Raw genomic sequence first — 25950 nt, 5'->3', positions numbered from 1 at the left:
CCGTCGTCCCCTCGACCCGCTCGGACCCGTCGGCTGAACCGGGTCTCCTGTCACGCCGTCCGCTCCAGGACCGGCGTGTTCGGCTGCGCCGCCTGGTGGGCCTGCCAGAGCACCACGAGGGCCAGCACGCACCCGGAGACGGCTAGGACCACCTGGTCGACGCCCGCCGGTGCCCCGCTCGGCAGCACCGCGAGCGCGAGCACCGCGCTCACCGCGGCCACCCTGCTCCGCGTCGAACCGGTGGGGGCGGCCGCCGCGATGAGGAACAGACCCCACAGCGCGTACCAGGGCCGGACGGCCGGACCGAACACCGCCACCGCGGCCAGACTCAGACCGAGCGCGTAGACGGGGTGCGGTCGCAGTCGCAGCCATATGAACAGCAGCAGGCCCACGGTCGCCAGGAGTCCGGCCGCGTGCCAAACGGGCACGGCCAGCGGCGCGAGCCCGCTGCCGAGCCTCTGGAGCAGGGCGCCGGTGGCCCGGCCCAGGACGCTGGTGGGCGACCAGTTGTGCGGCGAGACGGGTGTCCGCAGGGCGGCTGTCCAGCCGTACCCCGTACCGGCCACCGTCGTCACGGCGACCGTCGTCGCGGCCGTGACCGCCAGGGTGGTCGCCGTCGCCCGTGCCGCCCCCCGGCGTCCGCGCCCACTCGCCCGCAGCACGACGACCGCCGGCAGGCCGAGCGCGGCGGGCGCCTTGACCAGCGCGGCGAGGGTGATCAGGACGACGCCGAGGAGGTGCCACCGGCCGCGCGCGGCCACCAGTCCGACACCGAGGAGACCGAGCATGATGGCGTCGTTGTGCGCGCCGGCCACCAGGTGCAGCAGGACGAGGGGGTTGAGCGCGCCGAGCCACAGCGCGGCGGCCGGGTCGGCGCCGCTGTGCCGGGCGAGGCGGGGCAGGGCCGCCGCCATCAGGCCGACGCCGAGCAGGGCGACCAGGCGCATGCCGAGGAGTCCGGCCGGTATCTCGCCGCGGGTCAGCGCCGACAGGCCGCGGGCGACGGCGAGGAAGACCGGACCGTACGGGGTCGTCGTCTGCTGCCAGACGGGCGCCACCTCCTCGGCGAGCGGACCGCCGAGCCGCGCGGGTCCGTACGCGTACACGTCGATGTGGGCGTCGACCATGGCGCCCTGCGCGAGATAGCTGTAGACGTCCCGGCTGAACAGCGGCGGCGCGAGCAGCAGCGGCGCCGCCCACACGGCCAGGACGAGCAACAGGGAACGCGGGGTCGGCGGTTCGGGCCCGCGGACGACCTTTCCCAGCAGCATCCAGGCGGCGATCAGCAGGACGACGCCGAAGTAGACGCCGACCAGGCCCAGCACGGCACGCCCCGACCCGGGGGCGGGGAACTCGCGCACGGGCAGGGCACCCGCGGTCTCGCCGCCGAGTGCGAGGAAGGCGGTACCGGCCAGGCCCAGGGCCTGGCAGCGGCGGAGATCGACGGGGAGGACCATGGCCGACATTCCGCAAGCGTGTCAACGCCTGGTGGCCGGAAGGCGACGTGGTGCTCTCCTGACGGGGTCCGGCGTATGACCTCCGTGGGGTGGGCACGAGGCCGCGCTCTCTCGGGAGCGCGGGACGGCGGCCGGCGCGGGACGGCGGCCACCGGTCGGCACGGGACGGCATCGCGCGGGGCGGCGGCCGGAGGCTAGAAGACGGACACCCCGGTCAGGGTCGTGAAGCGGTCCAGGGCCGCCACGCCCGCCACCGAGTTGCCTCGGTCGTCGAGTCCCGGGCTCCAGACGCACAGCGTGCAGCGGCCCGGCACCACGGCGATGATGCCGCCGCCCACCCCGCTCTTGCCCGGAAGCCCTACCCGGTAGGCGAAGTCGCCGGCCGCGTCGTACGTCCCGCACGTCAGCATGATCGCGTTGACCTGCTTGGCCTGGCTCCTGCTGAGCAGCCGGCCGCCGTCGGCGCGGATGCCGTGCCGGGCCAGGAATCCGGTGGCGAGGGCGAGATCGGCGCAGGACGCGGCGATCGAGCACTGCAGGAAGTACTGGTCGAGCAGGGCCGGCACCGGGTTGTCGATGTTGCCGTACGACGCCATGAAGTGGGCGAGTGCCGCGTTGCGGTCGCCGTTCGCGGTCTCGGAGGCGGCGATGTCCCGGTCGAAGTCGAGCAGCGCGTTGCCGCTCTCGGCGCGCAGGAACTCCAGCAGGGTGCCGGCCGCGTCCCCGGTACGGGTCTGGAGCCGGTCGGTGACGACGAGGGCTCCGGCGTTGATGAACGGGTTGCGCGGGATGCCGTTCTCGTACTCCAGCTGGACCAGGGAGTTGAACGGGTTGCCGGAGGGCTCCCGCCCCACGTGCTCCCACAGCGCGTCGCCCTCGCGGGCCAGGTCGAGGGCGAGGGTGAACACCTTGGTGATGGACTGCGTGGAGAACGGCCGGCGCCAGTCGCCCACCCCGTACACCGTGCCGTCGAGCTCCGCGACGGCCATGCCGAAGCGGCGGGGGTCGCAGGCGGCCAGCGCCGGGATGTAGTCGGCGGGCCGCCCTCGTCCCGGCGTCTGCGCGATCTCTGTGGCGATGCGCTCCAGGATCGGCTGGAAGGTGAGGGAGGACGGGTACGACGAGGGCGCGGGCATGATCGCCATTGTGCCGCCCGCCCGGTCACGCCGCTCATCGGTTCGGGACGGTCCCCACGAACTCGCCCGCTCCGGCTCGGCCCCCGCGCTCCGCCGAACGGCTCGAACCCCAACAGGGGCCCCTCCAGCACCGGTTAAGCCATTCCACGACCGGCCGTGGGTCGGCCGGCTCCACGGCCGCCCGACCGGCGAGCTCGACCGGGTCACCGGCGGACAGGTCACCGCCGGACTCGTCACCACTGGGCGGGTCACCGCCGCCCGTCGGACCCCGAGTGCGCCGGTCGGCGGGCCACCACGCCGCGCAGCACGTCGCGCCTCCGGCCCGCTCGCTGCCGCGGCCCGCCGGAGCACGGGTTCACCCGTCACCGCACCACGGCAGCCGCCCCGACGCCGGTCGGCGGCCCCCGTCGTGCGTCGCGACGCCGGTAGACGGATGGGCCGGCGGCCGAGGTGGTCAGGCCGCGCGGGGCCGGGCGAGCGGGTCGAGGGAGCGGGTGGGGCGGACATGGCCGACCACCGCGCCGCCCCCGAGGAGCGGCGCGCCCGCGAACTCTGCGAGGGCGGCGGGGTCGACGCCGGCCCGCGCGAGGGCGGCGGCGGCCACCGGGACACGTGCCCGGTCGGCGCCGTCGGCGATCTTCACGGCGACGGCACGGCCGTCCGGCAGCGCCGCGACCTGCACGCCCTCGAAGCCGTCCTTGGCGAGCAGTCCGGGGACGGCCCGCATCAGCGCGGAGACGTCGCGTCCGGACCCGGAGGCCATCTCGGCGTGCTCGCGCATCGCGTCGGCCACCCGGGCCTCGGGGGTGCCCGGCGCGGCGGTCGCGATCCACGCGAGGGCGCGGGCCAGGCCGTGCAGCGAGACGGAGAAGAGCGGTGCGCCGCAGCCGTCGACGGTGACCTGGGCGACGGCCTGTCCGGTGAGTTCCTCGACGGTCGCGGCGACGGCCCGCTGGAGCGGGTGGGCCGGGTCGAGGTAGTCGTCGAGCGACCAGCCGTTGAGGCGGGCGGTGTACAGCATGGCCGCGTGCTTGCCCGAGCAGTTCTGGGCGAGGCGGGAGGGCGGTCGGCCGTCGCGCACCCAGGTCTCCCGGACGACCGGGTCGAAGGGCAGGTCGGGGATGTTGCGCAGCCGCTCCTCGGGGAGCCCCGCGACCTCAAGGATGCGCCGGGTGCCCGCGAGGTGCCGCTCCTCGCCCGAGTGGCTGGCCGCGGCGAGCGCGAGCAGTTCGCCGTCCAGCGGGAGTCCGGCGCGCAGCATCGCGACGGCCTGCAGGGGCTTGAGCGCCGAGCGCGGGTAGAAGGCGGCCTCGATGTCGCCGATCTGGAGCTCCACGGATCCGTCGGCCGCCAGGACGACGACCGACCCGTAGTGGATGCCCTCGATCACACCGCCGCGTACGAGGTGGGCGACGGGCGCGTGCAGCGGTTCGCGGATCACGGGGGCCTCGACGGCGAGCGGACCGACGTACGTCAGGACCGGGTTCACGCGGCTGCCCCCGCCTGTATGGACGCGTCCGGACGGCACGTCCCGTACCGGCTCGCGGTCGGCACCGCGACGAGCGGCCCGGCTGCGAGCGGCGCGCGGCGCGGCCCGGTGGTCCGGCGGGCGCCGAGCGGCGCGGGCGTCCGGGACGCCCGCGGAATGTCCTGTCGCGGGGAGTACGCGCTCACGCCTCGGGTCCGCCTTTCATGAGGGTGTCCGTGCGCTCGGGGCGCACGATGGAGGTGAGGGCGGTTTCCACGCGGTCGAGGTGATGGGTCATGGCCCGGACCGCGTCCTGTTCACCGCCGGCGGCCAGCGCTTCGACGATGGCCCGGTGTTCGCGGTTCGACTGCCCGCGACGGCCGCCGAGTTCGTTCAGGAAGGCCGACTGCCGGGCCAGCGCGTCCCGGATCTCCTCGATGACGCGGCGGAAGACGGGGTTCTGGGAGGCCTCGGCGACGGCGATGTGGAAGACCGTGTCCATGGCCACCCAGGCCGTGGTGTCGGTCTCCCGTTCCATCCGGTCGAGCAGGTGGACGAGGTGGTCGAGGTTCTCCGGGGTGCGGCGCAGCGCCGCGTAGCCGGCGACGGGGATCTCGACGTGGCGCCTGACTTCGAGCAGGTCCGCGGCGGCGTAGTCGCCGAAGGTGGGGTCCTGGACCGCGTCGGCGACCACGAAGGTGCCCTTGCCGGTGCGGGACACGGTCAGGCCCATCACCTGGAGGGCCCGCAGCGCCTCGCGCAGCACGGGGCGGCTGACCTCGAGCCGGCGGCAGAGCTCCGCCTCGGAGGGGAGTCTGTCGCCGACGGCGTGGTCGCCGCGCTCGATGGCGTCGCGGAGGTGGGTGAGCACCGCTTCCATGGCGCTGACCCGCCGCGGTACCGTCCCACCTGTCTGGCTGTCTGACAGGTTCACGGATGCGATCCTCCGGGTGCCCCGGGGGGATGTCAAGCGGAGCCCCGGGAAGCACCGAGGGGCGCGAAGGCCGGGAACCGGCTTCGCGCCCCTGGGAGCGGTTCGTTCACGTCCCCGGGCCGGCTCACGCCGGCCACCGGGCGGGTCTCAGCTGTCGAGGACTCCCGAGCCCAGCAGCCCGAAGAGCAGCACGCCGATCACGATCCGGTAGATCACGAAGGCGTTGAAGGAGTGCTTGGCGACGAACTTCAGCAGCCAGGCGATCGAGCCGTACGCGACCACGAACGACACGAGGGTGCCGGCGATCAGCGGTGCGGCACCCACACCCGTGCCGAGGGCGTCCTTCAGCTCGTACAGGCCGGCGCCGGTCAGGGCCGGGATACCGAGGAAGAAGGAGAGCCGGGTGGCGGCGACGCGGTCCAGGTCGAGGATGAGTCCCGTCGACATCGTGGCGCCGGAGCGCGAGAAGCCCGGGAAGAGCAGGGCGAGGATCTGGGAGCTGCCGACCAGCATCGCGTCCTTGAACGAGGTGTCGTCCTCACCGCGCTTGTGGCGGCCCATCTGGTCGGCCGCCCACATCACGCCGCTGCCGGCGATCAGCGAACCCGCGACCACCCACAGGGAGGCGAGCGGACCCTCGATGAGCGGCTTGGCCGCGAGACCCACGACGACGATCGGGATCGTCGCGTAGATGACCCACCAGCCGAACTTGTAGTCGTGGCTGTGCCGCTCGTTCTTGTCGCGCAGCCCACGCCCCCAGGCGGTGACGATGCGCACGATGTCCTTGAAGAAGTACACGAGAACGGCGGCGATCGCGCCGACCTGGATGACCGCGGAGAAGCCGACGACGGCGTTGTCGTCGACGGGGATGCCCATCAGCCCCTCGGTGATCTTGAGGTGGCCCGTCGACGAGACGGGGAGGAATTCGGTCACCCCCTCGACGGCTCCGAGGACGACGGCCTGACCGACGCTGATGACGCTCATGGGATCCAGTTCTGAGGAAGTTGGTCGACAGTGCTGTAGACGGTGCAGGAGACAGTGTCACCCACGTGTGGCACCGCCCGGCACCTACGTCCACAAAGCTTGCGCGATCGAGACCCCCGCGAACGCCGCGCCCAGGCCCGCCGTCACGCTCACGATCACGTTGGCGGCAGCGTAGAGCCCAGCACCGGTCTCGGTCAGCCGCAGGGTCTCGTAGGAGAACGTCGAGTACGTGGTCAACGCCCCGCACAGACCGGTCCCGAGCAGCAGCCGCAGCTGCCCGGAGGCGTCACCGGCCGATGCCGCGCCGGTCAGCAGACCGAGGACCAGGCACCCCGTCACATTGACCACGAGGGTGCCCAGGGGGAAGACCGTGTCGTGCCGGAGCTGCACCACGCGGTCGGTCAGGTAGCGCAGGGGCGCCCCGACCGCGGCACCGACGATCACCAGCAGCCAATTCACAACGACTTCTCACTCTTCCCGGGCTCTTCTCGACCGTCGGCCTTCCCGGACGCCTCTCGCCCTTCGGCCTTTCCCGGCGCGTCTCGACCGTCGGCGCCGGAGGTGCCCTCGAAGACTCCGCCCCGCCCCGCGTAGCGGACGACCTCGCAGTGGTCGAGGATCACCAGCCCCTCGGTGACGAGCTCGTCGAGCCGCGGCAGGAAGGCCCGTACGCGCTCCTCGGTGTCCACGATGATCACGGCCACCGGGAGGTCCTCGCTCAGGGAGAGCAGCCGCGAGGTGTGGATGAGGGAGGAGGCACCGAAACCCTCGATGCCCCTGAAGACGCTGGCGCCCGCGAGGCCCGCCGCGTGCGCGCGGTGCACGATCTCCGCGTAGAGCGGTTTGCGGTGCCAGGTGTCGTTCTCGCCGATGAAGACCGTCACCCGCAGGGCGCCGCCCGTCAGTCTCGTCATCGCCGCCTCCGCGCCAGGGCTCGACGGGTCGCGCCCGCCCCGAGCCACACCGCCGCGAGTGCCGTGCACGGGGTCGCGACGAGGTAGCCGAGGGCCGTGGCCGGGTGGCCCGCGCCGACGAGGGTCCGTACGTCGACGGCGTAGGTCGAGAAGGTGGTGAACCCGCCGAGGACCCCGGTGCCGAAGAACGGACGCACCAGCCGGTGCGCCGCCCACGCGTCGGTGATCAGGACCATGAAGACACCGATCACGGCACAGCCCACGCCGTTGATCGCGAACGTGGTCCAGGGGAAGGCGCCCGCCTCCGTGGGCCAGACCCGCCCCGCTCCGTAGCGGGCCGTGGCGCCGAGGGCGCCGCCGAGGGAGACCATCGCGACGACCGGGCCCTGACCGTGCCAGGGGGACGCGCCGCGCGCGGGCGGGCGCACGGGAGTTCCGGAGGCGTCGACGCTCTCGGGATGCGGGACTGTCATGTACCTGGGCTCCTACTCGCCGGGCCGTGCGGGCGCACCGCCTCACAAGCAGGGACCGTGGGCGGCGTCCGCGCCGCGGTTCGGATACGGCGGGCCCCACCGCCGCGCCACGACCCAAGATCGCGGCCGGTGAACAGCGTAACGCCGGGGCTGTCGGCCCCGCACGCGCGGGCGGTACGGCGGCGGGCCCAGGCCGTGTCGCGGCGTTCCTTCCTTCCCCCTCCCCCACCCCACCACCGCCCCGCGACGCCTCGCGCGCACGCTCACCGCACCGGGGCCGGACCGAGCAGATCGGCACCGGGACCGGAGCCGGGTACATCCGGGCACGCCGGGAGCACGCGCATGACACCGCGGGACCGCCTACCGGGCGGCGACGGGAAGGGCGGCCACAGGCCCTGGCGCGACGCTCAGTGGGGCTCGCCGGGCAGATCGCAGACCGCGAGGCCCCGCTCCCAGATGCTGCCCAGGATCAGCCGGCCCTCGGCCTCACAGACGCTGGTGACCATGCGGAACCGCGCACGGCGGCCTTCCAGGTGGTGCAGGACCCGGCCCTCGTCGTCGACCGCGAGGGCGCCCACCGTGCCCGGCGGGCGGAAGGGGGCGCGCACGGCGATCCGGGCCGCGGCACGGCGGACGGTCGGGCCACGGCGGTGCAGGAGTTCCAGGGCGGCGACGCGAGGTCCGGCCAGGGCCACCCGGATCGGTCCGCCCGGGGCGCGCCAGAGGTTGTCCGGCTGGCCCGGGAGGTCGTCGAGGAAGGTCTCCGCCTGTCCCGCCCGTGGCCCGGTGAGCCAGTAACGGGTGAGGCGGAACGCCCCGGTCTCCGCGACGACGAGGAAGGACTCGTCGGCCGAGGGGACCAGGCCGTTGGCGAACTGCAGTCCCTCCAGCAGCACTTCGGGTTCCGTCTCGCCCGGCGCGAGGCGCAGCAGGCGGCCGGTGCCGGTGTGCTCGACCAGGTCTCCGATCCACTGCGCCAGGGGGTGACTCCGGCTGGACACGGTGAAATACACCGTGCCGTCCGAAAGGGCGACCACGTTGCTGCAGAAACGCAGGGGCTCACCGGCGACCCGGTCGGCGAGGACCCGTACGACACCGTCGTCGAGCCCGATCCGCAGCAGTCCGCGTTCGGCGTCGCACACCAACAGGGCGTCGTCCGGCAGCGGTTCGAGGCCCAGCGGCCGGCCGCCCGTCTCGGCGACGACGCGGACCTCGGCGCGGGCGGGGTCACTCAGGCCCTCGACCCGTACGATGCGGCCGTCCTCCAGTCCGGTCAGCACCCTGCCGCGGCTGTCGGCCACCACGTCCTCGGGGCCCCGACCGCCGAGCGGCACCACGTGCCGGGGCACGAGGGCCGCCGGTGCCGCCGCCGTGGTGGACGGACGTCCCACTCGCCTGCCGGACACCACGTATCTACCAGCCCTTCTCGAAGTAGCGACTGACCTCCGCGATGCGGAACTCGTCACGACGGTAGTAGGTCCGTCGCCCGACCTTCCTGGCCCGCAGCAGACCGACCCCGGTGAGAAGGTCGAGGTGGGTGCGCGCCACGGCCCGGCTCACACCGAGTTTGACGGCCAGGGCCTCGGGGCTGACGCCGTCCTCGACGAGGTCGCCTCGGTGCCTCGGCGGGAAATGCGCCGCGGGGTCCCGCAACCACTCCAAGATGTCCAGCCGTTGCCCGTTGACGGGCCCCTTGATCATCGCGTCCCCCTCCGTCGTGGCGGTCTCCCGCTACTGTCCCGCAGCCCGGGGCGGCACGCACAGCCTTCGACCACCCTGGCCGGAGCCGAACGGCTCCGAAAGCGGACAGGGCCCGGCCGCACCGGCGGCCGGGCCCTGTCGCGCTCAGCGGTGACCGAACGACGACATGGCCGGAAGCGCCTTGTCGTCGAAGCCGAACAGGGCCTGGTTCTCCCATCCGTTGCCGGAGGTGGAGTCCGCCGGGTCCCAGCCGTTGCCGGTGACCGCCGTCCAGGTGGCCTCCCAGTAGAAGACGCCGAGACCGCGGCCGTTGGGCACGGCCTCCACGATGTTCATCACGTCCCGCAGCCAGTTGGACTGCCCGGCGGTGGTGGCGGCGTAGCCGGTGACCAGTTCGGCGGTCGTGTCGATCTGGTTGACGAGCGCGTCGTCGCTGTCGAGACGGAAGGGGTAGGCCGTCTCGGCGAGGAAGACCGGCTTGCCGTAGCGGGTGGCCGCGTCGTCCAGCGTGGTCTGGAAGTCGTAGAGCGAGCCGTGCCAGTAGCCGTAGTACGACAGGCCGATGGCGTCGAACCTCACGCCGTTGGAGACGGCGGTGTCGAACCACCAGCGGGTTCCGGTGAGGTCTCCGCCCTGGGCGAGGTGCAGGGCCACGACGGTGGAGGAGCTGACCGCCTTGGCCGCGTCGTAGCCGGAGTTGAGCAGACCCGCGAGCTGCGCGAAGTTGTCCGTGGAACCCTCGGACCAGAGCATGCCGCCGTTGATCTCGTTGCCGATCTGCGCCATGTCGGCCGTGGTGCCCTGGGCCTTCAGGGCGTTGAGCACGTCGTACGTGTGGTTGTAGACGTCGGTCTTCAACTGGCTGTAGGAATGCCCGGACCACGCGGCCGGCTTGGTCTGCTTGCCGGGGTCGGCCCAGGTGTCCGAGTAGTGGAAGTCGACCAGGAGTTTCATGCCCTGCGCCTTGACGCGCTTGGCCATGGCGAGGACGCGGGCCTTGTTGTTGTAGCCGTCGGCCGGATTCACCCAGACCTTGAGGCGCGCGTAGTTCATCCCGGAGGACTTGAGGATGGCGAGGGCGTCACCGGTGGTACCGGAAGCGGTCTTGTAGACCCCGCCGTAGGCCTCGCTCTTGGCGAGGGAGGAGATGTCCGATCCCTTGACGGTCAATCCGGTGGTCCCGGACGTGAACGTGAGGTCGTCGACGTTGATCCAGTTCCCGGCCTTGGCGTCGGAGTAGACACTGATCGTGCACTGACCGCTCGTGACGGCGACGGGCACGACCAGGTGGATCCATCCGCTGGTGGAGACGGGCAGATCGGTGCGCTGCTCGGTGCCGCCGCAGTTCTTCAGGGCGAGGTGGGCGGAGTTCTGGCCGCCGCCCGAGCGCACCCACGCGGTCAGCTTGTAGTTGCCGTTGGTCAGCCCGGAGAGGTACTGGTACGTCTCCACCTTGTAGGCCGAGGCGGAGTAGTGGCTGAGGCGGTAGCTCCCGCCGTGGCCACCGGCCTCGACGTACGAGGCGCCGGTGCTGCCGGATTCCGACCAGCCGCTGGGCACGGCGGCGCCGGCCCCGTCGGCCTCGAACCCGGCGTTGGTCAGGGTGCTCGCCGCCTGCGCGGTCTGCGCGGGGAGGGCGGTGAGGGCGAGCCCGGCCGCCAGCGGCAGCAGCAGGGCCCTCAGTGTGCGTCTGGGATGGAACTTCATCGTCCGTCGTCCCTTCGACGTGGTGGGGAGAGGTGCCCCCGGTGGAACCGGGGGCGACCCCCTCCGCCCGCGGCTTCATGGCTCGCACGGGCGGAGGGGAGTTCGGGGAGCCGCCGAGTCCCTTGACCCGGACGGCAGTTCAGAGCACCCGGCGAACCGTGCGGCCCTGCCGGGTGGAGATCGCCGGGTGGTCGCCCCGGATCGCTCGGACGCGGTCGCCGGGGTCGCGGCCCCGGCGGGTGGTCGTGCGGCGCTCCGCCGGGGTCACGGCCCCGGACGAAGGTCGAACGGCGCTCCGCCCGGGTTCGGACGACCGCACCGCGGGGTGCGGCTGCCGAACCGCGGCCCGGACGGTGGGCGTGCGGTGCCCGTCCTGTTCGGACGACCACCGCCGACGCGCGGGTGGAGAAGGTGTTCCTGGACCGCGCTGCCGGGTCACGGCCCCCGCGGCTCTCGCTGCCGCCGTCCGGTTCGGTGGAACCGGGCGGCGGGTGGTGCGGTCGGCGGGGAGGTCATCCGGTCCGCCGTCGAGCAGGGGCCGGTCAAACCCCTTGGCCTGATCCGCCGTCGAGCAGGGACCGGTCAAACCCCCTGGCCTGGCGACCGGTTGGACCGGGTCCGGCAACTCCCGCGCGGCGGAGGCCGGTCGACCTGCCCCGCTCCGGGACGGACACGCGTCCCGGACACCCGGTCGGCCTGGGCCGCGCTCATCCCCCTCCGCCCCCTCCCCGAGCCCCCGGCTCACCCGCGGTACGGAAGCAGAACCCCTGCTCCAGAGCCCGGTCGACCGGGGAGACAGGCCAAGGCCCCCTGGTCCGGCGCCCGGCCCATCCGGACCAGCCAGGTCGAGCCCTCGCACCGGGCGCAGGACAGCCGGACAGCCGACCCGCACGGTCGCCCCCCGTACGGGCCCACGGCCTGTCAGTCGTCGAGTCGCACGACACGCACCGCGCCCCCCGGAACCGCGAGCCGGCCGGCGGCGCGCTCGCCCGTCAGGAGCTCGGTCCCGTGCGCGTCCAGCGGCACCTTGGCGTCCGACGCGGTGTGGTTGACGACGAAGACGTAGGTGCCCGACTCGCCGGTGCGGCGCACCACTTCGACATCGCGGGGAAGATCGGCGCGCGGCGCGATGCGGGCGTCGTCGGCCGCGTGGCCGACCAGGGCGTCCAGGCCCTCGGGTCCCAGGCGCGTCGACACGTACCAGGCCGAACCGGCGCCGAGAGCGTGCCGGGTGACCGCCGGGTGACCGGCTGCGAGCCCGTCGGCGTAGGTCCAGACGGTCTCGGCACCGCGCGGCACCACGAACTCGGTCCAGACGTCCCCGGTGAGTTCGGAGCCGTCGGGCCCGGTGATCCGGACCAGCTCGCCGCGGAGCAGCGGGGAGAATTCCTCGACGGTCAGGCCGAGTACGTCCCGCAGGGCGCCGGGATGGGGGCCCTCGGGCACGGCGTCGTGCTCGTCGACGATGCCGGAGAAGTAGGAGACCAGCAGGGTGCCGCCGTTGTCGACGTACTCCCTGAGGTTGTTCCCCGCGGCCTCGGTCATCAGGTAGAGGGCGGGTACGACGACAAGGGGATAGGCCGACAAGTCGGCTTCCGGGTGGGCGAAGTCGACCGTGAGGTGGCGGTCGTAGAGGGCTTCGTAGAAGGCGTCGGCGCGCTCGCGGGCGTCGTGGTCCTCGCTCGGACGCCACTGGAGACTCTGCGCCCACCAGGACTGCCAGTCCCACAGCACGGCCACGTCGGCGACCGTTCGGGTGCCCTTGACGGAGGCCAACGAGTCGATGGACGCGCCGAGTTCGACGACCTCGCGCCACACCCGGGAGTCGGTGCCGGCGTGCGGGAGCATCGAGGAGTGGAACTTCTCGGCGCCGCGCCGGGACTGCCGCCACTGGAAGAACAGGGCCCCCTCGGAGCCGCGCGCCACGTGGGAGAGGGAGTTGCGCGCCATCTGTCCGGGCGCCTTGGCGGGATTGCGGGGCTGCCAGTTGACGCCCGAGGTGGAGTGTTCGAGGAGCAGCCAGGGCGCGCCGCCCGCGACCGAGCGGGTGAGGTCGGCGGCCATCGCGAGGTTCACGTGGGTACGGCGGCCGTCGGTCATCAGATAGTGGTCGTTGGTGACGAGGTCGACCTCGCGGCCCCAGGCCCAGTAGTCGACCGAGTCGCACTGGCTGAGGGCCGTCATGAAGTTGGTGGTGACCGGGACGCCCGGCGCGAGGCGGTGCAGGATGTCCCGTTCGGCCACGAAGTTCTCGCGCATGGTCGCGTCGGCGAACCGCTTGTAGTCCAGTGCCTGGGCCGGGTTGCCGACGGTCGGGGTCAGGCGCGGCGGGTCGACCTGGTCGAAGTCCGCGTAGCGCTGGCCCCAGAAGGCGGTCCCCCAGGCCTCGTTGAGCTCGTCGATCGTGCCGTAGGCGGCGGTCAGCCATCGGCGGAAGTGCGTGGCGCAGGAGTCGCAGTAGCAGGCCGAGACGGGGACGCCGTACTCGTTGTGGACGTGCCACAGGGCGAGCGCGGGGTGGTCGGCGTACCGGGTCGCGAGGCGCGTCGTGATGGCGGCGGCGGCAGCGCGGTAGGCGGCGTTGCTGTGGCAGATGGCGCCGCGTGAACCGAAGGCGTAGCGGGTGCCGTCGGCGGCCACGGGGAGCGCTTCGGGGTGTTCGCGGTAGAACCAGGCGGGCGGCGCCACGGTGGGGGTGCCCAGGTCGGCGCGTATGCCGTTCTCGTGGAGCAGGTCGAGCAGGCGGTCGAGCCAGCCGAACTCGTAGGTGCCCGCGACCGGTTCGAGCAGCGCCCAGGAGAAGATCCCGACGCTCACCATCGTGACTCCGGCCTCGCGCATCAGCCGGACGTCCTCGGGCCAGACGCTTTCCGGCCACTGCTCGGGGTTGTAGTCCCCACCGAAGGCGAGCCCGGTGAGGCCCTGGGGGTTGGTCTCCGGCATGTATCTCTCCCATGTAATCGATCATTTGGGAACGTGCACACACAACGCCAGCGGCGTGAGCCCAACATAACCGCACAGCAACAACCATTGACAAGTGTCCGGGATGTTTCTCTACTGTGAACGCTCACAGAAGCACCGCGAGTCCGCCGAAGGGGCGCGGCGGTGCCGGGAGGGGGCCGTTGCCAGGCCCGCGGGGCCGGGTGCCCGGTCATGTTCCCGGTACCCACCGGCGCAGCCCCGGAGGCGAGTCGCGCAAGAACAGGGCAGCCCTCCGCAACAGGCGGAGGCCCAGGTCAGGGGAGAACGTTCCATGCCCATCACGAAGCACAGCCGCCTCGTGGCCAGCACCATCGCCGTCGTCCTCGGCGCCACCTCGCTCGCCGCCTGCGGCTCGTCGGACGACGACAAGAGCGAATCCCAGTCCGGACCCGCGTCGCTGACGTTCTGGACCTGGGCGCCGGGCATGGACAAGGTCGTCGACCTCTGGAACGAGGGGCCGGGAAAGAAGCAGCAGATCAGCGTCACGGTGAAGAAGCAGGCGTCCGGCGACACGCTGGTCACCAAGATCCTCACCGCGCACAAGGCGAAGAAGGCGCCCGACCTGGTCCAGGTCGAGTACCAGGCGCTGCCGACGATGGTCAGCAACGACGCCCTCGCGGACATAGCCGCCGAGTCGAAGGAGGCGAGGACCAAGTTCGCCGACGGCGTCTGGCAGCAGACGACGCTGGGTACGGACGCGGTCTACGCGATCCCCCAGGACATCGGCCCGATGATGTTCTACTACCGCGCCGACCTCTTCAAGAAGTACGGCCTGACCGTCCCCACGACCTGGGAGCAGTTCGCCGAGACGGCCCGCGCGCTGAAGAAGAAGGCGCCGGACAAGGCGCTGACCACCTTCTCGGCCAACGACTCCGGCCTGTTCGCGGGCCTTGCCCAGCAGGCGGGCGCCAAGTGGTGGACCGCCTCCGGCGACAAGTGGAAGGTCGGCATCGACGACGCGGCCACCCAGAAGGTCGCCGACTTCTGGGGCGGGCTCGTCAAGGAGGGCGCGATCGACAACCAGCCGATGTACCAGCCCGCCTGGAACAAGGCGCTGAACACCGGCAAGCAGATCGCCTGGGTCAGCGCGGTGTGGGCGCCCGGCACCCTGACCACGGCGGCCCCGCAGACCAAGGGCAAGTGGGCGATGGCCCCGCTGCCGCAGTGGTCGGCCGGCGAGAACGTCACCGGCAGCTGGGGCGGTTCCTCGACCGCCGTCACCACGGACTCCCCGCACAAGGCGGCCGCCGCGAAGTTCGCCGCCTGGCTGAACACCGACCCGCGGGCGGTGGCCGCGCTGGCGAAGGAGAGCGGCATCTACCCGGCGTCGACCAGCGCGCAGACCGGTGACGCGTTCGCCCAGCCGCCGGCCTTCTTCTCCAACCAGCCGGACTTCTACACCAAGGCCTCGGAGATCGCCAAGACGACCGCCCCGTCCGCGTGGGGCCCGAACGTGAACGTCGCCTACACGTCCTTCAACGACGCGTTCGGCGCCGCCGCCAAGAACAAGTCGGACTTCGGCGCCGCCCTGAAGACCATGCAGGGCGCCACCGTCGCCGACCTGAAGAAGCAGGGCTTCGGAGTCGCTCAGTGACCAAGGCACGCCGGAAGCCGTACGGGGTCAAGGGGGCCCCGTACGGTTTCCTCCTCCCCGCGACGATCCTCTTCGTCCTCTTCTTCGCGCTGCCGATCGGCTACGCGATCTGGCTGAGCCTGCACAAGGTCCAGGTCAAGGGCCTCGGTCTGGGCGCCGGAGCCCGCAAGGAGGTCTGGGCGGGCATCACGAACTACACCGACGCGCTGACCGACAGCGAACTGACCGCCGGCGCGCTGCGCGTGGCCGGCTACGGCGCCATCGTGGTGCCGGTGATGCTCGGCCTCGCGCTGCTCTTCGCGCTGATGCTCGACGCGGAGAAGGTGCGGCTCGCGCCCTTCACCCGGCTCGCGATCTTCCTGCCGTACGCCATCCCGGGCGTCGTGGCCGCCCTGCTGTGGGGCTTCCTGTACCTCCCCGACGTCAGTCCGTTCTACTTCGTCCTCGACAAGCTCGGCATGCCGCAGCCGAATCTGCTGGACGGTGGGCCGCTGTACCTCGCGCTGTCGAACATCGCGGTCTGGGGCGGCACCGGCTTCAACATGATCGTCATCTACACCTCGCTCCAGGCGATCCCGGCCGAGGTGCGCGAGGCGGCGAAGCTGGACGGCGCCACCCCGCTGCAGACCGCCCTGCGGATCAAGATCCCGATGGTGGCGCCCTCCCTGGTGCTCACCTTCTTCTTCTCGATCATCGCCACGCTCCAGGTGTTCAGCGAGCCGACCACCCTCAAACCCCTCACCAACTCCGTCTCCACGACCTGGAGTCCGCTGATGAAGGTCTACCGGGACGCGTTCAACACCGGTGACATCTACGCGGCCGCCGCCGAGGCCGTGATCATCGCCGCGGTCACGCTGGTCCTGTCCTTCGGATTCCTGCGCGCCGCGAACTCCCGTACCAAGCAGGAGGAAGCACGATGAGTTCTCTTGCCGTCCGCAAGGCCGCGCCGGCCGCGGGCACGACCCCCGGCACCGCCCAGGGACCGCCCCGGCTCGGCCGGATCGCCCTGGTCCCGACCCTCACGCTGCTGCTCGGCGCCCTCTACTGTCTGCTGCCCGTCGCCTGGGTGGTGATCGCTGCCACCAAGTCGGGCCGCGAGCTGTTCTCCACGTTCACCTTCCTGCCGGGCACCGGGTTCACCCAGAACGTCAAGGACCTCAACGCCTACCGCGACGGCATCTACTGGAAGTGGATGGGCAACTCCGCCCTCTACGCGGGTCTCGGCGCCCTGCTGTCGACGGCCGTCTCGGCCGTCAGCGGCTACGCCCTGGCGATCTACCGTTTCCGGGGCCGCGAGACCATCTTCAGCGTCCTCCTGGCGGGCGTGCTGATGCCGCCGGTGATCCTCGCGATCCCGCAGTACCTGCTCCTCGCCGAGGTGGACCTGACGGATTCGTACGCGTCCGTGCTCCTGCCCCTCGTACTCTCCCCGTACGGCGTGTACCTCGCCCGGATCTACGCGGCCGCCGCCGTCCCCGGTGACGTGGTCGAGGCCGGGCGGATGGACGGCGCAGGTGAGTGGCGGATCTTCACCCGGGTCGCCCTGCCCATGATGGTGCCCGGGCTGGTGACGGTGTTCCTGTTCCAGTTCGTCGCCGTGTGGAACAACTTCCTGCTCCCCTACATCATGCTCAGCGACGACGAGAGGTTCCCGATCACGCTCGGCCTGTTCACCCTCCTCGAACAGGGCTCCAACACCCCGGCCCTGTACACCCTGGTCATCACCGGCGCCCTGCTCGCGATCGTCCCGCTGGTCGCGCTGTTCCTGGTCATCCAGCGCTTCTGGAGCCTCGACCTGCTGTCCGGAGCCGTAAAGTCATGACCATGAGCAACACGGGGGGCCGACGCAGGCCGCCGACGATCCACGACGTGGCCCGCGAGGCCGGTGTGTCACGCGGCACCGTGTCACGCGTGCTCAACGGCGGGCACTATGTGAGCCCCACGGCGCAGGAGGCGGTCAACGCCGCCATCCGCAGGACGGGCTACGTCGTGAACCGGCACGCCCGTTCGCTGATCACCGGACGGTCCGACTCGGTCGGCTTCCTGCTGACCGAGCCGCAGGAGCGGTTCTTCGAGGACCCGAACTTCAACGTCCTGCTGCGCGGCTGCACCCAGGCCCTCGCCGCGCACGACGTCCCCCTCCTGCTGATGCTCGCCGGCACCCAGGACGAACGGCGGCGCATCACGCGCTACATCACGGCCGGCCATGTCGACGGGGTGCTGCTGGTCTCCAGCCACTCCGGCGACCCGGTCGCCGAGGAACTGCGCGAGGCGGGGGTGCCGCTCGTCGCCTGCGGCAAACCCATCGGCCTCGGGTCCAAGGTGAGTTACGTGGCCGCCGACGACCGGGACGGCGCCCGGGACATGGTCACGCACCTGCTCTCCCTCGGGCGGCGCCGGATCGGCATGGTCACCGGACCGCTGGACACCCCGGGCGGTGTCGAACGCCTCGCGGGCTACCGGGAGGTGCTCGCAGAGGCGGGCGTCGAGGCGGACGAGCGTCTGATCGCCTCGGGCGACTACAGCCGCGCCAGTGGTGAGGAGGGCGCGGCCCTGCTCCTCGACCGGGCCCCGGACATGGACGCCGTGTTCGTCGCCTCCGACCTGATGGCCCAGGGAGTGCTGGCCGCGCTGCGCAAGGCGGGCCGCCGGGTCCCCGAGGACGTCTCCGTCGGCGGCTTCGACGACTCCCCCGCCGCGACGGCCGCCACCCCGGCCCTCACCACGATCCGCCAGCCGTGGGACCGCATCAGTTCCGAGATGGTCCGGGTGCTTCTCGCCCAGATCGGCGGCGAGGATCCGGCGGCGGTGATCCTGCCGACGGAACTGGTGCGCCGCGAGTCCACCTGAGGCGTGTGCCGGCAGCCTCCGGGCGCGCTCCGGAACGTCCTCGCCCACCCGCGGAACCCCGGGGGCCGGACGCCTCGGGGGGAGCAGGACTGCTCCGGGCGGAGCGCACCGGTCAGGATTCGAGAAGCCGTCCGCACCGGCCCCGGCTTAGCGTGGGAGCACCGTCGGAACGCCGGCGGCACGACAGTCGGCCGACACGGCCACCACGCATCACCGAGGAGTCGCCATGACCGCCGGGCTCAAGACCGTCATCTACCCCGTCAAGGACCTCGCACAGACGAAGGCCCTGTTCAGCGCGCTGCTGGGCGTGGAGCCGTACGTGGACGAGCCGTACTACGTCGGCTTCAAGGACGCGGGCCAGGATGTCGGCCTGGACCCGAACGGCCACTCCAAGGGCCTGACCGGCCCGGTCCCGTTCTGGCACGTCGACGACATCGAGGAGCGGCTGGCGGCCCTGCTCGGCGCCGGCGCCGAGACGCTCCAGGAGATCCAGGACGTGGGCAACGGCCGGTTGATCGCGTCGGTCAAGGACGCGGACGGCAACCTCGTCGGACTCATCCAGGATCCGGCCTCGTCCCAGGCCTGAGCCCTGTCGACGCGGAGGGCGGCCGGAGTGGATGTGGGTGCATTAATTGCACACTCAACTAGTGGCCGGATCTCTGTTACCGTTCGGTTATGGCAACGAAAACGCCCGGTGCCCGGCTGGAGGACCAGTGGCGGGAGATCCTCTCGGTGCACGCGCGCACGATGTGCGAGATCGACCGCGTGCTGCATCCGCACGGCCTGGGAGCCAGTGACTTCGAGGTCCTGGACATCCTCGCCTCGGGGACCGTCACGGAACCCGGTGAGCACTGCCGGGTCCAGAACATCGCGGGCCGGGTCCATCTGAGCCAGAGCGCGCTGTCCCGGCTCATCGGCCGTCTGGAGAAGGACGGGCTCGTGGAACGCACCGTCTGCCAGGAGGACCGCCGCGGAGTGTGGGTCGCCCTCACCGCGAAGGGGCGTGACCTGCACTCCGAGGTCCTCCCCCTGCAGCGGTCCGCGCTCGCCCGCACGCTGCGCGACGACCCCAGTTAGAGCACGGACTCCGCGCCGTCCGGCAGGACTTCGGCACCGGCGCCGGCCACCGCCGTGCGGGCGTCCGGGGCCGGGTCGAGGAGCGGGTTCGTGTGGTCGAGGTGCGTGGGGACCAGGCGCACCCCGGAGTGCCGCGTCAGCGCGGCCGGACCGCCGTCCCTCCCGGAGACCGGAAGGTGCTCCACGGACACCCGCGCCCGGGACCCGCGCACCGGCGTCGCCGCCTCGTCGGCCGCGTAGCGGGTGCCGCCGAGCACTGGGGCAGGCGCAGTTCCACCGAGGGAAGCCGCCACCGGCGGCGGTACCCAGCAGGACGGCTCTCAAGGGGTCATCCCCTCCGGGACCGGCACTGCCACACCCGGGCGCGGGGCGATTCCGGACATCCCGCGCTCCCGGTCCCGATCGGTCGGGACCCGGACCGTGGCTCGGGACCAGGACTCCGGGGCGAACGGAGGCACCGACGCGGGGCACACCCCGGACACCCCTCCCCGGTGCCGCCACCGGGCCCGCGGTGGCGTCCCGTCGTACGTGCCCCGCTGTACAAGGCCCGTCCCGCGTGCCCCGCCCTGCGTGCCCCGTCATACGGAAGGACGCGCCGGTCCCTCGGCCCGGCCGGCCGAGGGAGTCGGCGTCCGGAGGCGGGCGCCCGGTCTCTGGGCGGTGTCGTCCTCAGCCCCGCGGCCGGGCCAGCAGGGTGCGGACGCCCTCGGAGGTGAGGGTCAGGCCGTGCGGTGAGGCGGCGTCGATCGTCAGCGCCAGATCGTCCGACGGCCACTGGGAGGCGAGTGCGCCGAGCGGCACGAGACGGTACCGGGAGACGGAGGGGAGGAGTTCGGCCATCTCCAGCTCGGAGGTGAAGACCGGAACCATCTGTTCGCCGCCCGACTGCTCCAGGACGGGCAGGGCGACGGCCGTGGGATCGGAGACGTCCGCGTCGGTGGCGTCCTCCGGCACGGGCACCAGGACATCGCTGCCGGCGAGCGTGTCCAGCGCCGCGGTGTCGTCGGTGTTCGTGACGAGGGTGTCCAGTGCCTCCTGTGCGGGCGTAGCCGCGGGTGCGGTGGGGTGGTGGTTGTTCATAGGCGTGTCCATGGCAGATCCCCGGGTAGTGGCGGGCGGGCGGCCACCCGGTCCGGTCCCGGTCCCGGGGGCATCGACCGTCGCGTACCCAACCCGCGCCACGCCATTCATGACGGTCGCCCCCGGTCCGAGGCCGGGAGCGGCGGTCCGGTGTCCCACCCGGGCGTGGGGCGCCCTGCGTGACCACGGTGATCGCCGCTCCCGTCACCCGCGGACCGGTCGGGGCCCACGGGAGTCGCGGGTCCTCCGATGCGCGGGTCCGCCGCTCGGATCGTGCGGGTCACTGCCTACTTGAGGTAGGGACCGTCGGTTCCGATCCTGCCGGGTCCGTTCAGCACGTACACCCGCAGGTTGCCCGTCCCGGGTGCGGCCACCGACAGGGTGCCGTCGGACACCGTCTTGACGCCCCCGGTCACGGCGTCCGTGTAGGTGCCGTTGGGGATGCCGGTGTACGTCGCGCCGCCGGTGACCGTGACGAGCGCGAAGCTGTCCGTCGAGCCACTGGTGTAGCGGCGCTTGAACGCCATCGAGCCGGTGACGCCGTCCGTCGAGTACTGCCCCGACTGCAGGGCCGGGATCGCCCGGCGGATCTGGTTCAGCCGCTGGAGGTGCTTGACGAGAGGCTGCGCCAGGGTCGTCGCGACCTCTCCGTCGGCGGAGCCGACCTTGCCGAAGCCGGAGGCCGTGACGCTGCCTGCGAGGTGGCCGCCGTAGTAGGCGCGCCCGGTGGTCGCCAGCGGGCAGGTCGGCCCGCAGTCGATCTGCTTGCCCTTCTGGAACTCGATCTCCGATCCGTAGTACAGCGTGGGGATGCCGCGGAAGGTCCACATCAGCGCCATGTTCTCGGCCCAGGCGTCGGTGCCGCCGCTGTAGCGGGTGCTCGACTTGTTCGGGCCGTAGTCGTGGCTGTCGACGTAGACGACGTTGTACGTGGCGTCGTTGACGGAGTCGTCGGAGTCCTTGCCGTTGCTGTAGGCGTTCTGCGCGTCGCCGAAGTTCATGTGCATGCGCATGTCGATGATGTTCATGCCGGAGAACTGGCTGCGGTCCGGGGTGTGGTAGCTGTTCCCGTTCAGGAAGGCGTTGGTGGAGGTCGGCTGGCTGCCGGTGCCGAGCTGTTCCTCGTAGTCGTACTGCTCGATCGCCGCCGTCTCGTCGTCCGCGCTGTACTCCTTGCGTTCCTTCCAGGTGAAGAACTGCGCCGAATGGTTCACGGAGCCGCGGTTCCACTTGTCGTTGACGAAGGCGCCCACCTCCCCGAAGACGAAGAAGTTCTTCGCCGCGTCCGTGCCGAACCGCTGGGTCACCCGGTCGTAGATGGCGGGCAGGAAGCGGCGGTTCCAGGTGACGCGCGGGACGTGGACGGCCGTGTCGACGCGGAATCCGTCGACGCCCATGTCGATGTACTTGTCGTACGCGCCGATCAAGTAGTTCTGGACGGTGGCGTTCTCGGTGTTGAAGTCGGCGAGGTCCTCGTGCAGCCAGCACGAACGGGAGTCCTCGCCCTCCCAGTTGCCGATCCAGCACCGGTGGTAGTAAGCCTTCGGGAACATGCCCGAAGTGGGGCTGGGCCACTGGCAGTTGTAGAGGGTGTAGCCCTCGGCGCTCTTGCCTCCGGTGGCCTTGCCCCAGTTGACGCAGGTGTTGCCGGAAGGTTCGGCGGTCGACCACAGGTCGCCGTTGTAGTACGACTTCCCCGACTTGGACTCGACGGTCAGGCCGTCGTACTCGAAGCCCTCGTTCCTCTCGTCGTAGTACCAGCTCCACTGGGAGTCGCGCACGCCGTAGACGGTCGGGGTGAACAGGCCCTTGGCGCCCCAGCGGGAGCTGTGGTTGTAGACCACGTCCTGGTAGATCTTCATGCCCTTGGCGTGGGCCGCGTTGATCAGGTCCTGGTACGAGGCACCGGCCGACTCCAGGCGGGGGTCCACCTTGTAGAAATCGTAGCCGTGATAGCCGTGGTAGTCGTAGTCCGAGCGGTTGAGGACGACCGGGGTGATCCAGACGGCCGAGAAACCGAGCGCCTTGATGTATTCGAGTTTGTCGACGAGACCCTTGAAGTCGCCGCGGAACATGGGGTCGTTGTTGGCCGCGTTGCCGGACTTGGCGTCCTGGCTGCCGCCGCGGTTGTTGGCACTGTCACCGTCGTAGAAGCGGGCGGTGAGGACGAAGTAGATCGGATCCTTGCGCGGGTCGGTGCCGAGCGGGGTGCCCGAGGCCGGCGCGGGAGCCTTCTCCCCGGTCGTGACGGTGGCCGCCGCGGAGGCCGGCGAGGTGTTCCCGGCCGCGTCGACGGCCTTCACCGTGTACGTGTAGCTCGTCTTCTCCTCCAGTCCCGTGTCGGAGTACACCGTCGAGCCGACGTCGGTGACGACGGTTCCCTTGGTGCCGCCCGTGCGCGTGAGCTGGTACTTCGTCACGGCCGTGTCGTCGGTCGCCGGGTCCCAGCTCACCACCACCGAAGTGTTGGCGGCGGTCGCCGTGACCTTGGCGGGCGCGGTCGGCGCCTGGGTGTCGGGGGTCTGGGCGGCGCAGGGGTCGGCCGCGCCGGAGGTGACCGTGCGGTCCTTCACGGTCGTCGTGCCGACCGTGATCGCGTAGTCGGAGCTATTGTTGTTGTCCCAGACTCCGTTGCCGTTGTTGAAGGCGGCCTTGAGCGAGGTCGCCGTACCGATGTCGAGGGTCTTCTTCCACCAGCCGGTGCAGGCGGTCTCCATGCCGACCCCGGGGGCGGTCGTCCAGGAGCCGCCCGTCGGCGCGTAGTGGATGTTGGCCGTGGTCCAGCCGGACGTGGCGGTCGCGTAGTAGACGGTGGCCTGGTTGCCGCTGCCCGTGCCGGTGTCGGCGCACGGATCGCTGTGGGCGATCACCCCGTCCTTGACGGTGAGGGTGCCGGTGCCCAGCGCGTAGTTGTTGCCACCGTTGTTGTCCCAGGTGCCGCTGCCGTTGTTGAAGGTCGCCTGGAGCCCGGCGGCCGAGCCGAGGTCGACGGTCTTCTTCACCCAGTCCGTGCAGGCCGCCTCCATCCGGACGCCGGGCACGGTGGTCCACGAGCCGCCGTCCGGGGCGTAGTGGAGGTAGGTGGAGGACCAGTCCTTGGTCTTCGTGTAGTAGAAGACGGTCGCCGTCGTGGAGGTGGCGGCCGTGCTCTCCATGGGGACGACGCCCGTGTTCGGTGGGGTCAGTCCGAACATCCCGGTCACCGCCAGGAGCGCCATGAGCGCTCTCAGCGGCGGGCGTTGACGTCTGCGATTCATGGGGCGGCTCCAATGCGGGTGCGGGGAAGGGGAGTTGCTCTGCAAGGAGAACCGGCAAGTTCCTGAAAGGGCTTGCGGCCCGGAAGTTACAGGTCCATGACAGCCGCGTAAAGGGATCTGACAACGACTGGGGCACGCGGTGCGGCCCGGCGACCCCCGGTCCGCCGACGTGCCCTGCGTTCCGGCCCTCCGCTCCGGTGACGCACGGTGCGCACGGGCACCCCGGGTCCGGTGAAGGTCAAGAAACCCCCGGGCGCGGGCAATGCCCTCGTCACCCGGTGAGAAGCTGTGGCCTGACCGGCGTATTCAGGGCGGAGGGGCATCCGCAGCCGCGCCCTTCCCCGACCGGAGGTACCTCGAGCGTGACCATCACCAAGGAAGCCCCGCCGCCGGTCCGGCGGCGGGGCGAGGACGACCGCCGGAGCCGGCAGGGCTGGAACCTCAACTCACCGCTCGCGCTGACCATGCTCCTGCTGCTGGTCGTCGCCTCGCAGGGGCCGATCCGCGGGGCGCTGTCCGCGCCGGTGATGCAGAGCTGGATGACCGTGTTCGTCGCGGTGGTGGTCCAGGCCCTGCCCTTCCTCGTGCTCGGTGTGCTGCTGTCGGCCGTCATCGCGGTGTTCGTCCCCCCGTCGTTCTTCGCCCGCGCGCTGCCGAAACGACCGGCGCTCGCGGTGCCGGTGGCCGGCATGGCCGGGGCGGTCCTGCCCGGCTGCGAGTGCGCCTCCGTCCCGGTCGCCGGGGCCCTGGTGCGCCGTGGCGTCACTCCGGCGGCGGCGCTCGCCTTCCTGCTGTCCGCCCCGGCGATCAACCCGATCGTGCTGACCGCCACGGCCGTCGCGTTCCCCCGGAACCCCGAGATGGTCCTCGCCCGTTTCGTGGCGAGTCTCCTCGTGGCCTGCGCGATGGGCTGGTTGTGGCAGCGCCTCGGCCGTGCCGACTGGCTGCGACCGCCCGACCGCCCCGCGCACGAGGGCCTCGGCAAGGGGGCCGCGTTCTGGGGTTCGGTACGGCACGACGTGATGCACGCGGGCGGGTTCCTCACACTGGGCGCGATGGCCGCGGCCACGCTCAAGGCCGTCGTACCGGCGAGCTGGCTGCAAGCGGCGGCCGGAAATCCGGTGGTGTCGGTTCTCGCCCTCGCGATCCTGGCGGTACTGCTGTCGATCTGCTCCGAGGCCGACGCGTTCGTCGTCGCCTCCCTGACCCAGTTCTCGCTCACCGCCCGGCTGGCGTTCCTCGTCGTCGGCCCGATGATCGACCTGAAGCTCTTCGCCATGCAGGTGGGCACCTTCGGCCGCGGCTTCGCGCTGCGGTTCGCGCCCACCACCTTCGCCCTCGCGATCCTCATGTCCGTGTCGATCGGGGCGGTGCTGCTGTGAACCGGCAGGCACAGGCGGCCGTGCTCTTCCTCCTCGGCGCGACCGTGCTGCACGCGAGCGTCACGGACCTCTATCTGCGCTACGTCAAGGCCGGCTTGCGGCCTCTGCTGCTCGCGGCCGGCGTGGTGCTGATCGTCACGGCCCTCGCCACGGTCTGGTACGAGACACGCGAGCGCCGTACGGCACGCACCGCACGCCCCTCCGACGGACCTGACCTCGATCGAGCCCGCGAGCGGGAGGACGGGCACGGCTCCACGAACGCCGGCATCGACACCGACACCGACGCCTGCGTCAGCGCGCAGGCCGACGACCGGGCGGGCGCGGACGCGGAGGGCCACACAGGCGGGCACGGAGACAAGGGCGGGCCCGGAAGCGCGGACGGGCACGGGCCGCCTGAGGCACCCGGGCACACGGACGGACACGGGCACACGCATCGCGAACCCCGTGTCTCCTGGCTCCTCGCCCTCCCGCTGCTCGCGCTCATCCTGGTGGCCCCGCCCGCTCTCGGCTCCTACAGCGCGATGCGCACCGGCACGGCGCTTCAGGCGCCCTTCGGCTACGCCGAGCTGCCCGCCGGAGACCCGGTCCCGCTCGGCCTGGTCGACTACGCGAGCCGGGCGGCGTACGACCACGGCCGTTCCCTGGGCGGCCGGCAGGTCAGGGTCACCGGATTCGTGGCGCTCGACCACGCCGGCACGCCCTATCTCGTCCGCATGGCCCTCAACTGCTGTGCCGCCGACGCCCAGCCGGTCAAGATCGGCCTGTCCGGGCGGATTCCGCCGGTCCTCCGGCCCGACACCTGGCTCGAGGTGACCGGCGCCTACACCTCCCGGCGCACGAAGGACCCGGTCAACGGCGGCATCATCCCGTTCCTCGAGGTCAGCGCGGCCAAGCCGGTCCCGGCACCGCACGATCCGTACGACGAGAGCTGGAACAACTGAGCCGGCAAGGACG

The 25950-nt window shown here is 71.7% G+C and carries 23 protein-coding genes; 8 read left to right on the top strand and 15 right to left on the bottom strand.

Going from position 1 to position 25950, the window contains the following annotated elements:
- Positions 1–50 precede the first annotated feature (50 nt).
- From mptB to ACFYW7_RS26405, 12 genes are all read right to left on the bottom strand, one after another.
- The gene (mptB, locus tag ACFYW7_RS26460; RefSeq protein ID WP_389507227.1) at positions 51–1457 is read right to left on the bottom strand and encodes a polyprenol phosphomannose-dependent alpha 1,6 mannosyltransferase MptB; all 1407 of its coding nucleotides are present in this window, start codon (positions 1455–1457) and stop codon (positions 51–53) included.
- 194 nt (positions 1458–1651) lie between these two features.
- Entirely contained in the window at positions 1652–2602 is a 951-nt protein-coding gene (locus tag ACFYW7_RS26455; RefSeq protein WP_389506610.1) for a glutaminase, read from the bottom strand.
- Positions 2603–3047: 445 nt separating this feature from the next.
- The gene (locus ACFYW7_RS26450; protein WP_389506608.1) at positions 3048–4082 is read right to left on the bottom strand and encodes an asparaginase; all 1035 of its coding nucleotides are present in this window, start codon (positions 4080–4082) and stop codon (positions 3048–3050) included.
- A 181-nt stretch (positions 4083–4263) separates the two neighbouring features.
- A complete protein-coding gene (locus ACFYW7_RS26445; protein ID WP_389507225.1) occupies positions 4264–4941 on the bottom strand; it encodes a FadR/GntR family transcriptional regulator in 678 nt (225 codons plus the stop codon).
- Between the two features lie 201 nt (positions 4942–5142).
- A complete protein-coding gene (locus tag ACFYW7_RS26440) occupies positions 5143–5979 on the bottom strand; it encodes an undecaprenyl-diphosphate phosphatase (RefSeq protein ID WP_389506606.1) in 837 nt (278 codons plus the stop codon).
- A gap of 84 nt (positions 5980–6063) precedes the next feature.
- Entirely contained in the window at positions 6064–6438 is a 375-nt protein-coding gene (crcB, locus tag ACFYW7_RS26435) for a fluoride efflux transporter CrcB (protein ID WP_389506604.1), read from the bottom strand.
- The gene (locus ACFYW7_RS26430; RefSeq protein WP_389506602.1) at positions 6435–6893 is read right to left on the bottom strand and encodes a DUF190 domain-containing protein; all 459 of its coding nucleotides are present in this window, start codon (positions 6891–6893) and stop codon (positions 6435–6437) included. The genes crcB (ACFYW7_RS26435) and ACFYW7_RS26430 overlap by 4 nt, the downstream gene beginning before the upstream one ends.
- The gene (gene crcB / locus ACFYW7_RS26425; protein ID WP_389506600.1) at positions 6890–7366 is read right to left on the bottom strand and encodes a fluoride efflux transporter CrcB; all 477 of its coding nucleotides are present in this window, start codon (positions 7364–7366) and stop codon (positions 6890–6892) included. The genes ACFYW7_RS26430 and crcB (ACFYW7_RS26425) overlap by 4 nt, the downstream gene beginning before the upstream one ends.
- Before the next feature lie 407 nt (positions 7367–7773).
- Positions 7774–8757, bottom strand: a complete 984-nt coding sequence (locus tag ACFYW7_RS26420; RefSeq protein WP_389506596.1) for an SMP-30/gluconolactonase/LRE family protein — start codon at positions 8755–8757, stop codon at positions 7774–7776.
- A gap of 22 nt (positions 8758–8779) precedes the next feature.
- Entirely contained in the window at positions 8780–9067 is a 288-nt protein-coding gene (locus ACFYW7_RS26415; RefSeq protein WP_389506593.1) for an ArsR/SmtB family transcription factor, read from the bottom strand.
- A gap of 144 nt (positions 9068–9211) precedes the next feature.
- On the bottom strand, positions 9212–10774 hold the full coding sequence (locus ACFYW7_RS26410) for an arabinogalactan endo-beta-1,4-galactanase (RefSeq protein ID WP_389506591.1): 1563 nt from the start codon (positions 10772–10774) through the stop codon (positions 9212–9214).
- A gap of 921 nt (positions 10775–11695) precedes the next feature.
- Positions 11696–13717 (bottom strand): beta-galactosidase, encoded by a 2022-nt coding sequence (locus ACFYW7_RS26405; protein WP_389506589.1) that lies wholly within the window; start codon positions 13715–13717, stop codon positions 11696–11698.
- Positions 13718–14027: 310 nt separating this feature from the next.
- On the opposite strand from ACFYW7_RS26405, the gene ACFYW7_RS26400 reads away from it, so the two are divergent.
- The 6 genes from ACFYW7_RS26400 (at position 14028) to ACFYW7_RS26375 (ending at position 19277) form a co-directional block, all read left to right on the top strand.
- On the top strand, positions 14028–15350 hold the full coding sequence (locus tag ACFYW7_RS26400; RefSeq protein WP_389506587.1) for an ABC transporter substrate-binding protein: 1323 nt from the start codon (positions 14028–14030) through the stop codon (positions 15348–15350).
- Positions 15347–16270 carry a carbohydrate ABC transporter permease gene (locus ACFYW7_RS26395; RefSeq protein WP_389506585.1) on the top strand — a complete coding sequence of 308 codons (924 nt, stop codon included), beginning with the start codon at positions 15347–15349 and terminating at the stop codon, positions 16268–16270. The genes ACFYW7_RS26400 and ACFYW7_RS26395 overlap by 4 nt, the downstream gene beginning before the upstream one ends.
- On the top strand, positions 16267–17172 hold the full coding sequence (locus tag ACFYW7_RS26390; RefSeq protein ID WP_389506583.1) for a carbohydrate ABC transporter permease: 906 nt from the start codon (positions 16267–16269) through the stop codon (positions 17170–17172). Before ACFYW7_RS26395 ends, ACFYW7_RS26390 begins: the two co-directional genes overlap by 4 nt.
- On the top strand, positions 17169–18200 hold the full coding sequence (locus tag ACFYW7_RS26385) for a LacI family DNA-binding transcriptional regulator (RefSeq protein WP_389506581.1): 1032 nt from the start codon (positions 17169–17171) through the stop codon (positions 18198–18200). Before ACFYW7_RS26390 ends, ACFYW7_RS26385 begins: the two co-directional genes overlap by 4 nt.
- A 226-nt stretch (positions 18201–18426) precedes the next feature.
- Positions 18427–18786, top strand: a complete 360-nt coding sequence (locus ACFYW7_RS26380) for a VOC family protein (protein ID WP_389506579.1) — start codon at positions 18427–18429, stop codon at positions 18784–18786.
- A gap of 89 nt (positions 18787–18875) precedes the next feature.
- On the top strand, positions 18876–19277 hold the full coding sequence (locus tag ACFYW7_RS26375; RefSeq protein ID WP_389506577.1) for a MarR family winged helix-turn-helix transcriptional regulator: 402 nt from the start codon (positions 18876–18878) through the stop codon (positions 19275–19277).
- On the opposite strand, the gene ACFYW7_RS26370 is transcribed toward ACFYW7_RS26375, so the two are convergent.
- From ACFYW7_RS26370 to ACFYW7_RS26360, 3 genes are all read right to left on the bottom strand, one after another.
- Positions 19274–19534 (bottom strand): hypothetical protein, encoded by a 261-nt coding sequence (locus ACFYW7_RS26370; RefSeq protein WP_389506575.1) that lies wholly within the window; start codon positions 19532–19534, stop codon positions 19274–19276. The two genes, ACFYW7_RS26375 and ACFYW7_RS26370, sit on opposite strands and share 4 nt — an antisense overlap.
- 412 nt (positions 19535–19946) lie before the next feature.
- Positions 19947–20369 carry an SseB family protein gene (locus ACFYW7_RS26365; protein WP_389506573.1) on the bottom strand — a complete coding sequence of 141 codons (423 nt, stop codon included), beginning with the start codon at positions 20367–20369 and terminating at the stop codon, positions 19947–19949.
- Between the two features lie 275 nt (positions 20370–20644).
- Positions 20645–23614 carry a carbohydrate binding domain-containing protein gene (locus ACFYW7_RS26360; protein WP_389506571.1) on the bottom strand — a complete coding sequence of 990 codons (2970 nt, stop codon included), beginning with the start codon at positions 23612–23614 and terminating at the stop codon, positions 20645–20647.
- 362 nt (positions 23615–23976) lie between these two features.
- Here ACFYW7_RS26360 and ACFYW7_RS26355 point away from each other — a divergent pair, with 362 nt between their 5' ends.
- A complete protein-coding gene (locus ACFYW7_RS26355; protein WP_389506569.1) occupies positions 23977–24996 on the top strand; it encodes a permease in 1020 nt (339 codons plus the stop codon).
- Entirely contained in the window at positions 24993–25937 is a 945-nt protein-coding gene (locus tag ACFYW7_RS26350) for a TIGR03943 family putative permease subunit (RefSeq protein WP_389506567.1), read from the top strand. The genes ACFYW7_RS26355 and ACFYW7_RS26350 overlap by 4 nt, the downstream gene beginning before the upstream one ends.
- Positions 25938–25950: the final 13 nt, after the last annotated feature.

This window comes from Streptomyces sp. NPDC002580 (genome assembly GCF_042889485.1).
Lineage (GTDB): Bacteria > Actinomycetota > Actinomycetes > Streptomycetales > Streptomycetaceae > Streptomyces.
Note: the sequence above shows the minus strand (reverse complement) of the source record. Positions and strands in the feature narration are given on the sequence as shown.

Coding starts and splice junctions, on each gene's coding strand:
- mptB (WP_389507227.1), bottom strand. CDS start 1,457: ATGGTCCTCCCCGTCGATCTCCGCCGCTGCCAGGCCCTGGGCCTGGCC.
- ACFYW7_RS26455 (WP_389506610.1), bottom strand. CDS start 2,602: ATGGCGATCATGCCCGCGCCCTCGTCGTACCCGTCCTCCCTCACCTTC.
- ACFYW7_RS26445 (WP_389507225.1), bottom strand. CDS start 4,941: ATGGAAGCGGTGCTCACCCACCTCCGCGACGCCATCGAGCGCGGCGAC.
- ACFYW7_RS26440 (WP_389506606.1), bottom strand. CDS start 5,979: ATGAGCGTCATCAGCGTCGGTCAGGCCGTCGTCCTCGGAGCCGTCGAG.
- ACFYW7_RS26430 (WP_389506602.1), bottom strand. CDS start 6,893: ATGACGAGACTGACGGGCGGCGCCCTGCGGGTGACGGTCTTCATCGGC.
- crcB (WP_389506600.1), bottom strand. CDS start 7,366: ATGACAGTCCCGCATCCCGAGAGCGTCGACGCCTCCGGAACTCCCGTG.
- ACFYW7_RS26415 (WP_389506593.1), bottom strand. CDS start 9,067: ATGATCAAGGGGCCCGTCAACGGGCAACGGCTGGACATCTTGGAGTGG.
- ACFYW7_RS26410 (WP_389506591.1), bottom strand. CDS start 10,774: ATGAAGTTCCATCCCAGACGCACACTGAGGGCCCTGCTGCTGCCGCTG.
- ACFYW7_RS26405 (WP_389506589.1), bottom strand. CDS start 13,717: ATGCCGGAGACCAACCCCCAGGGCCTCACCGGGCTCGCCTTCGGTGGG.
- ACFYW7_RS26400 (WP_389506587.1), top strand. CDS start 14,028: ATGCCCATCACGAAGCACAGCCGCCTCGTGGCCAGCACCATCGCCGTC.
- ACFYW7_RS26390 (WP_389506583.1), top strand. CDS start 16,267: ATGAGTTCTCTTGCCGTCCGCAAGGCCGCGCCGGCCGCGGGCACGACC.
- ACFYW7_RS26385 (WP_389506581.1), top strand. CDS start 17,169: ATGACCATGAGCAACACGGGGGGCCGACGCAGGCCGCCGACGATCCAC.
- ACFYW7_RS26380 (WP_389506579.1), top strand. CDS start 18,427: ATGACCGCCGGGCTCAAGACCGTCATCTACCCCGTCAAGGACCTCGCA.
- ACFYW7_RS26375 (WP_389506577.1), top strand. CDS start 18,876: ATGGCAACGAAAACGCCCGGTGCCCGGCTGGAGGACCAGTGGCGGGAG.
- ACFYW7_RS26365 (WP_389506573.1), bottom strand. CDS start 20,369: ATGGACACGCCTATGAACAACCACCACCCCACCGCACCCGCGGCTACG.
- ACFYW7_RS26360 (WP_389506571.1), bottom strand. CDS start 23,614: ATGAATCGCAGACGTCAACGCCCGCCGCTGAGAGCGCTCATGGCGCTC.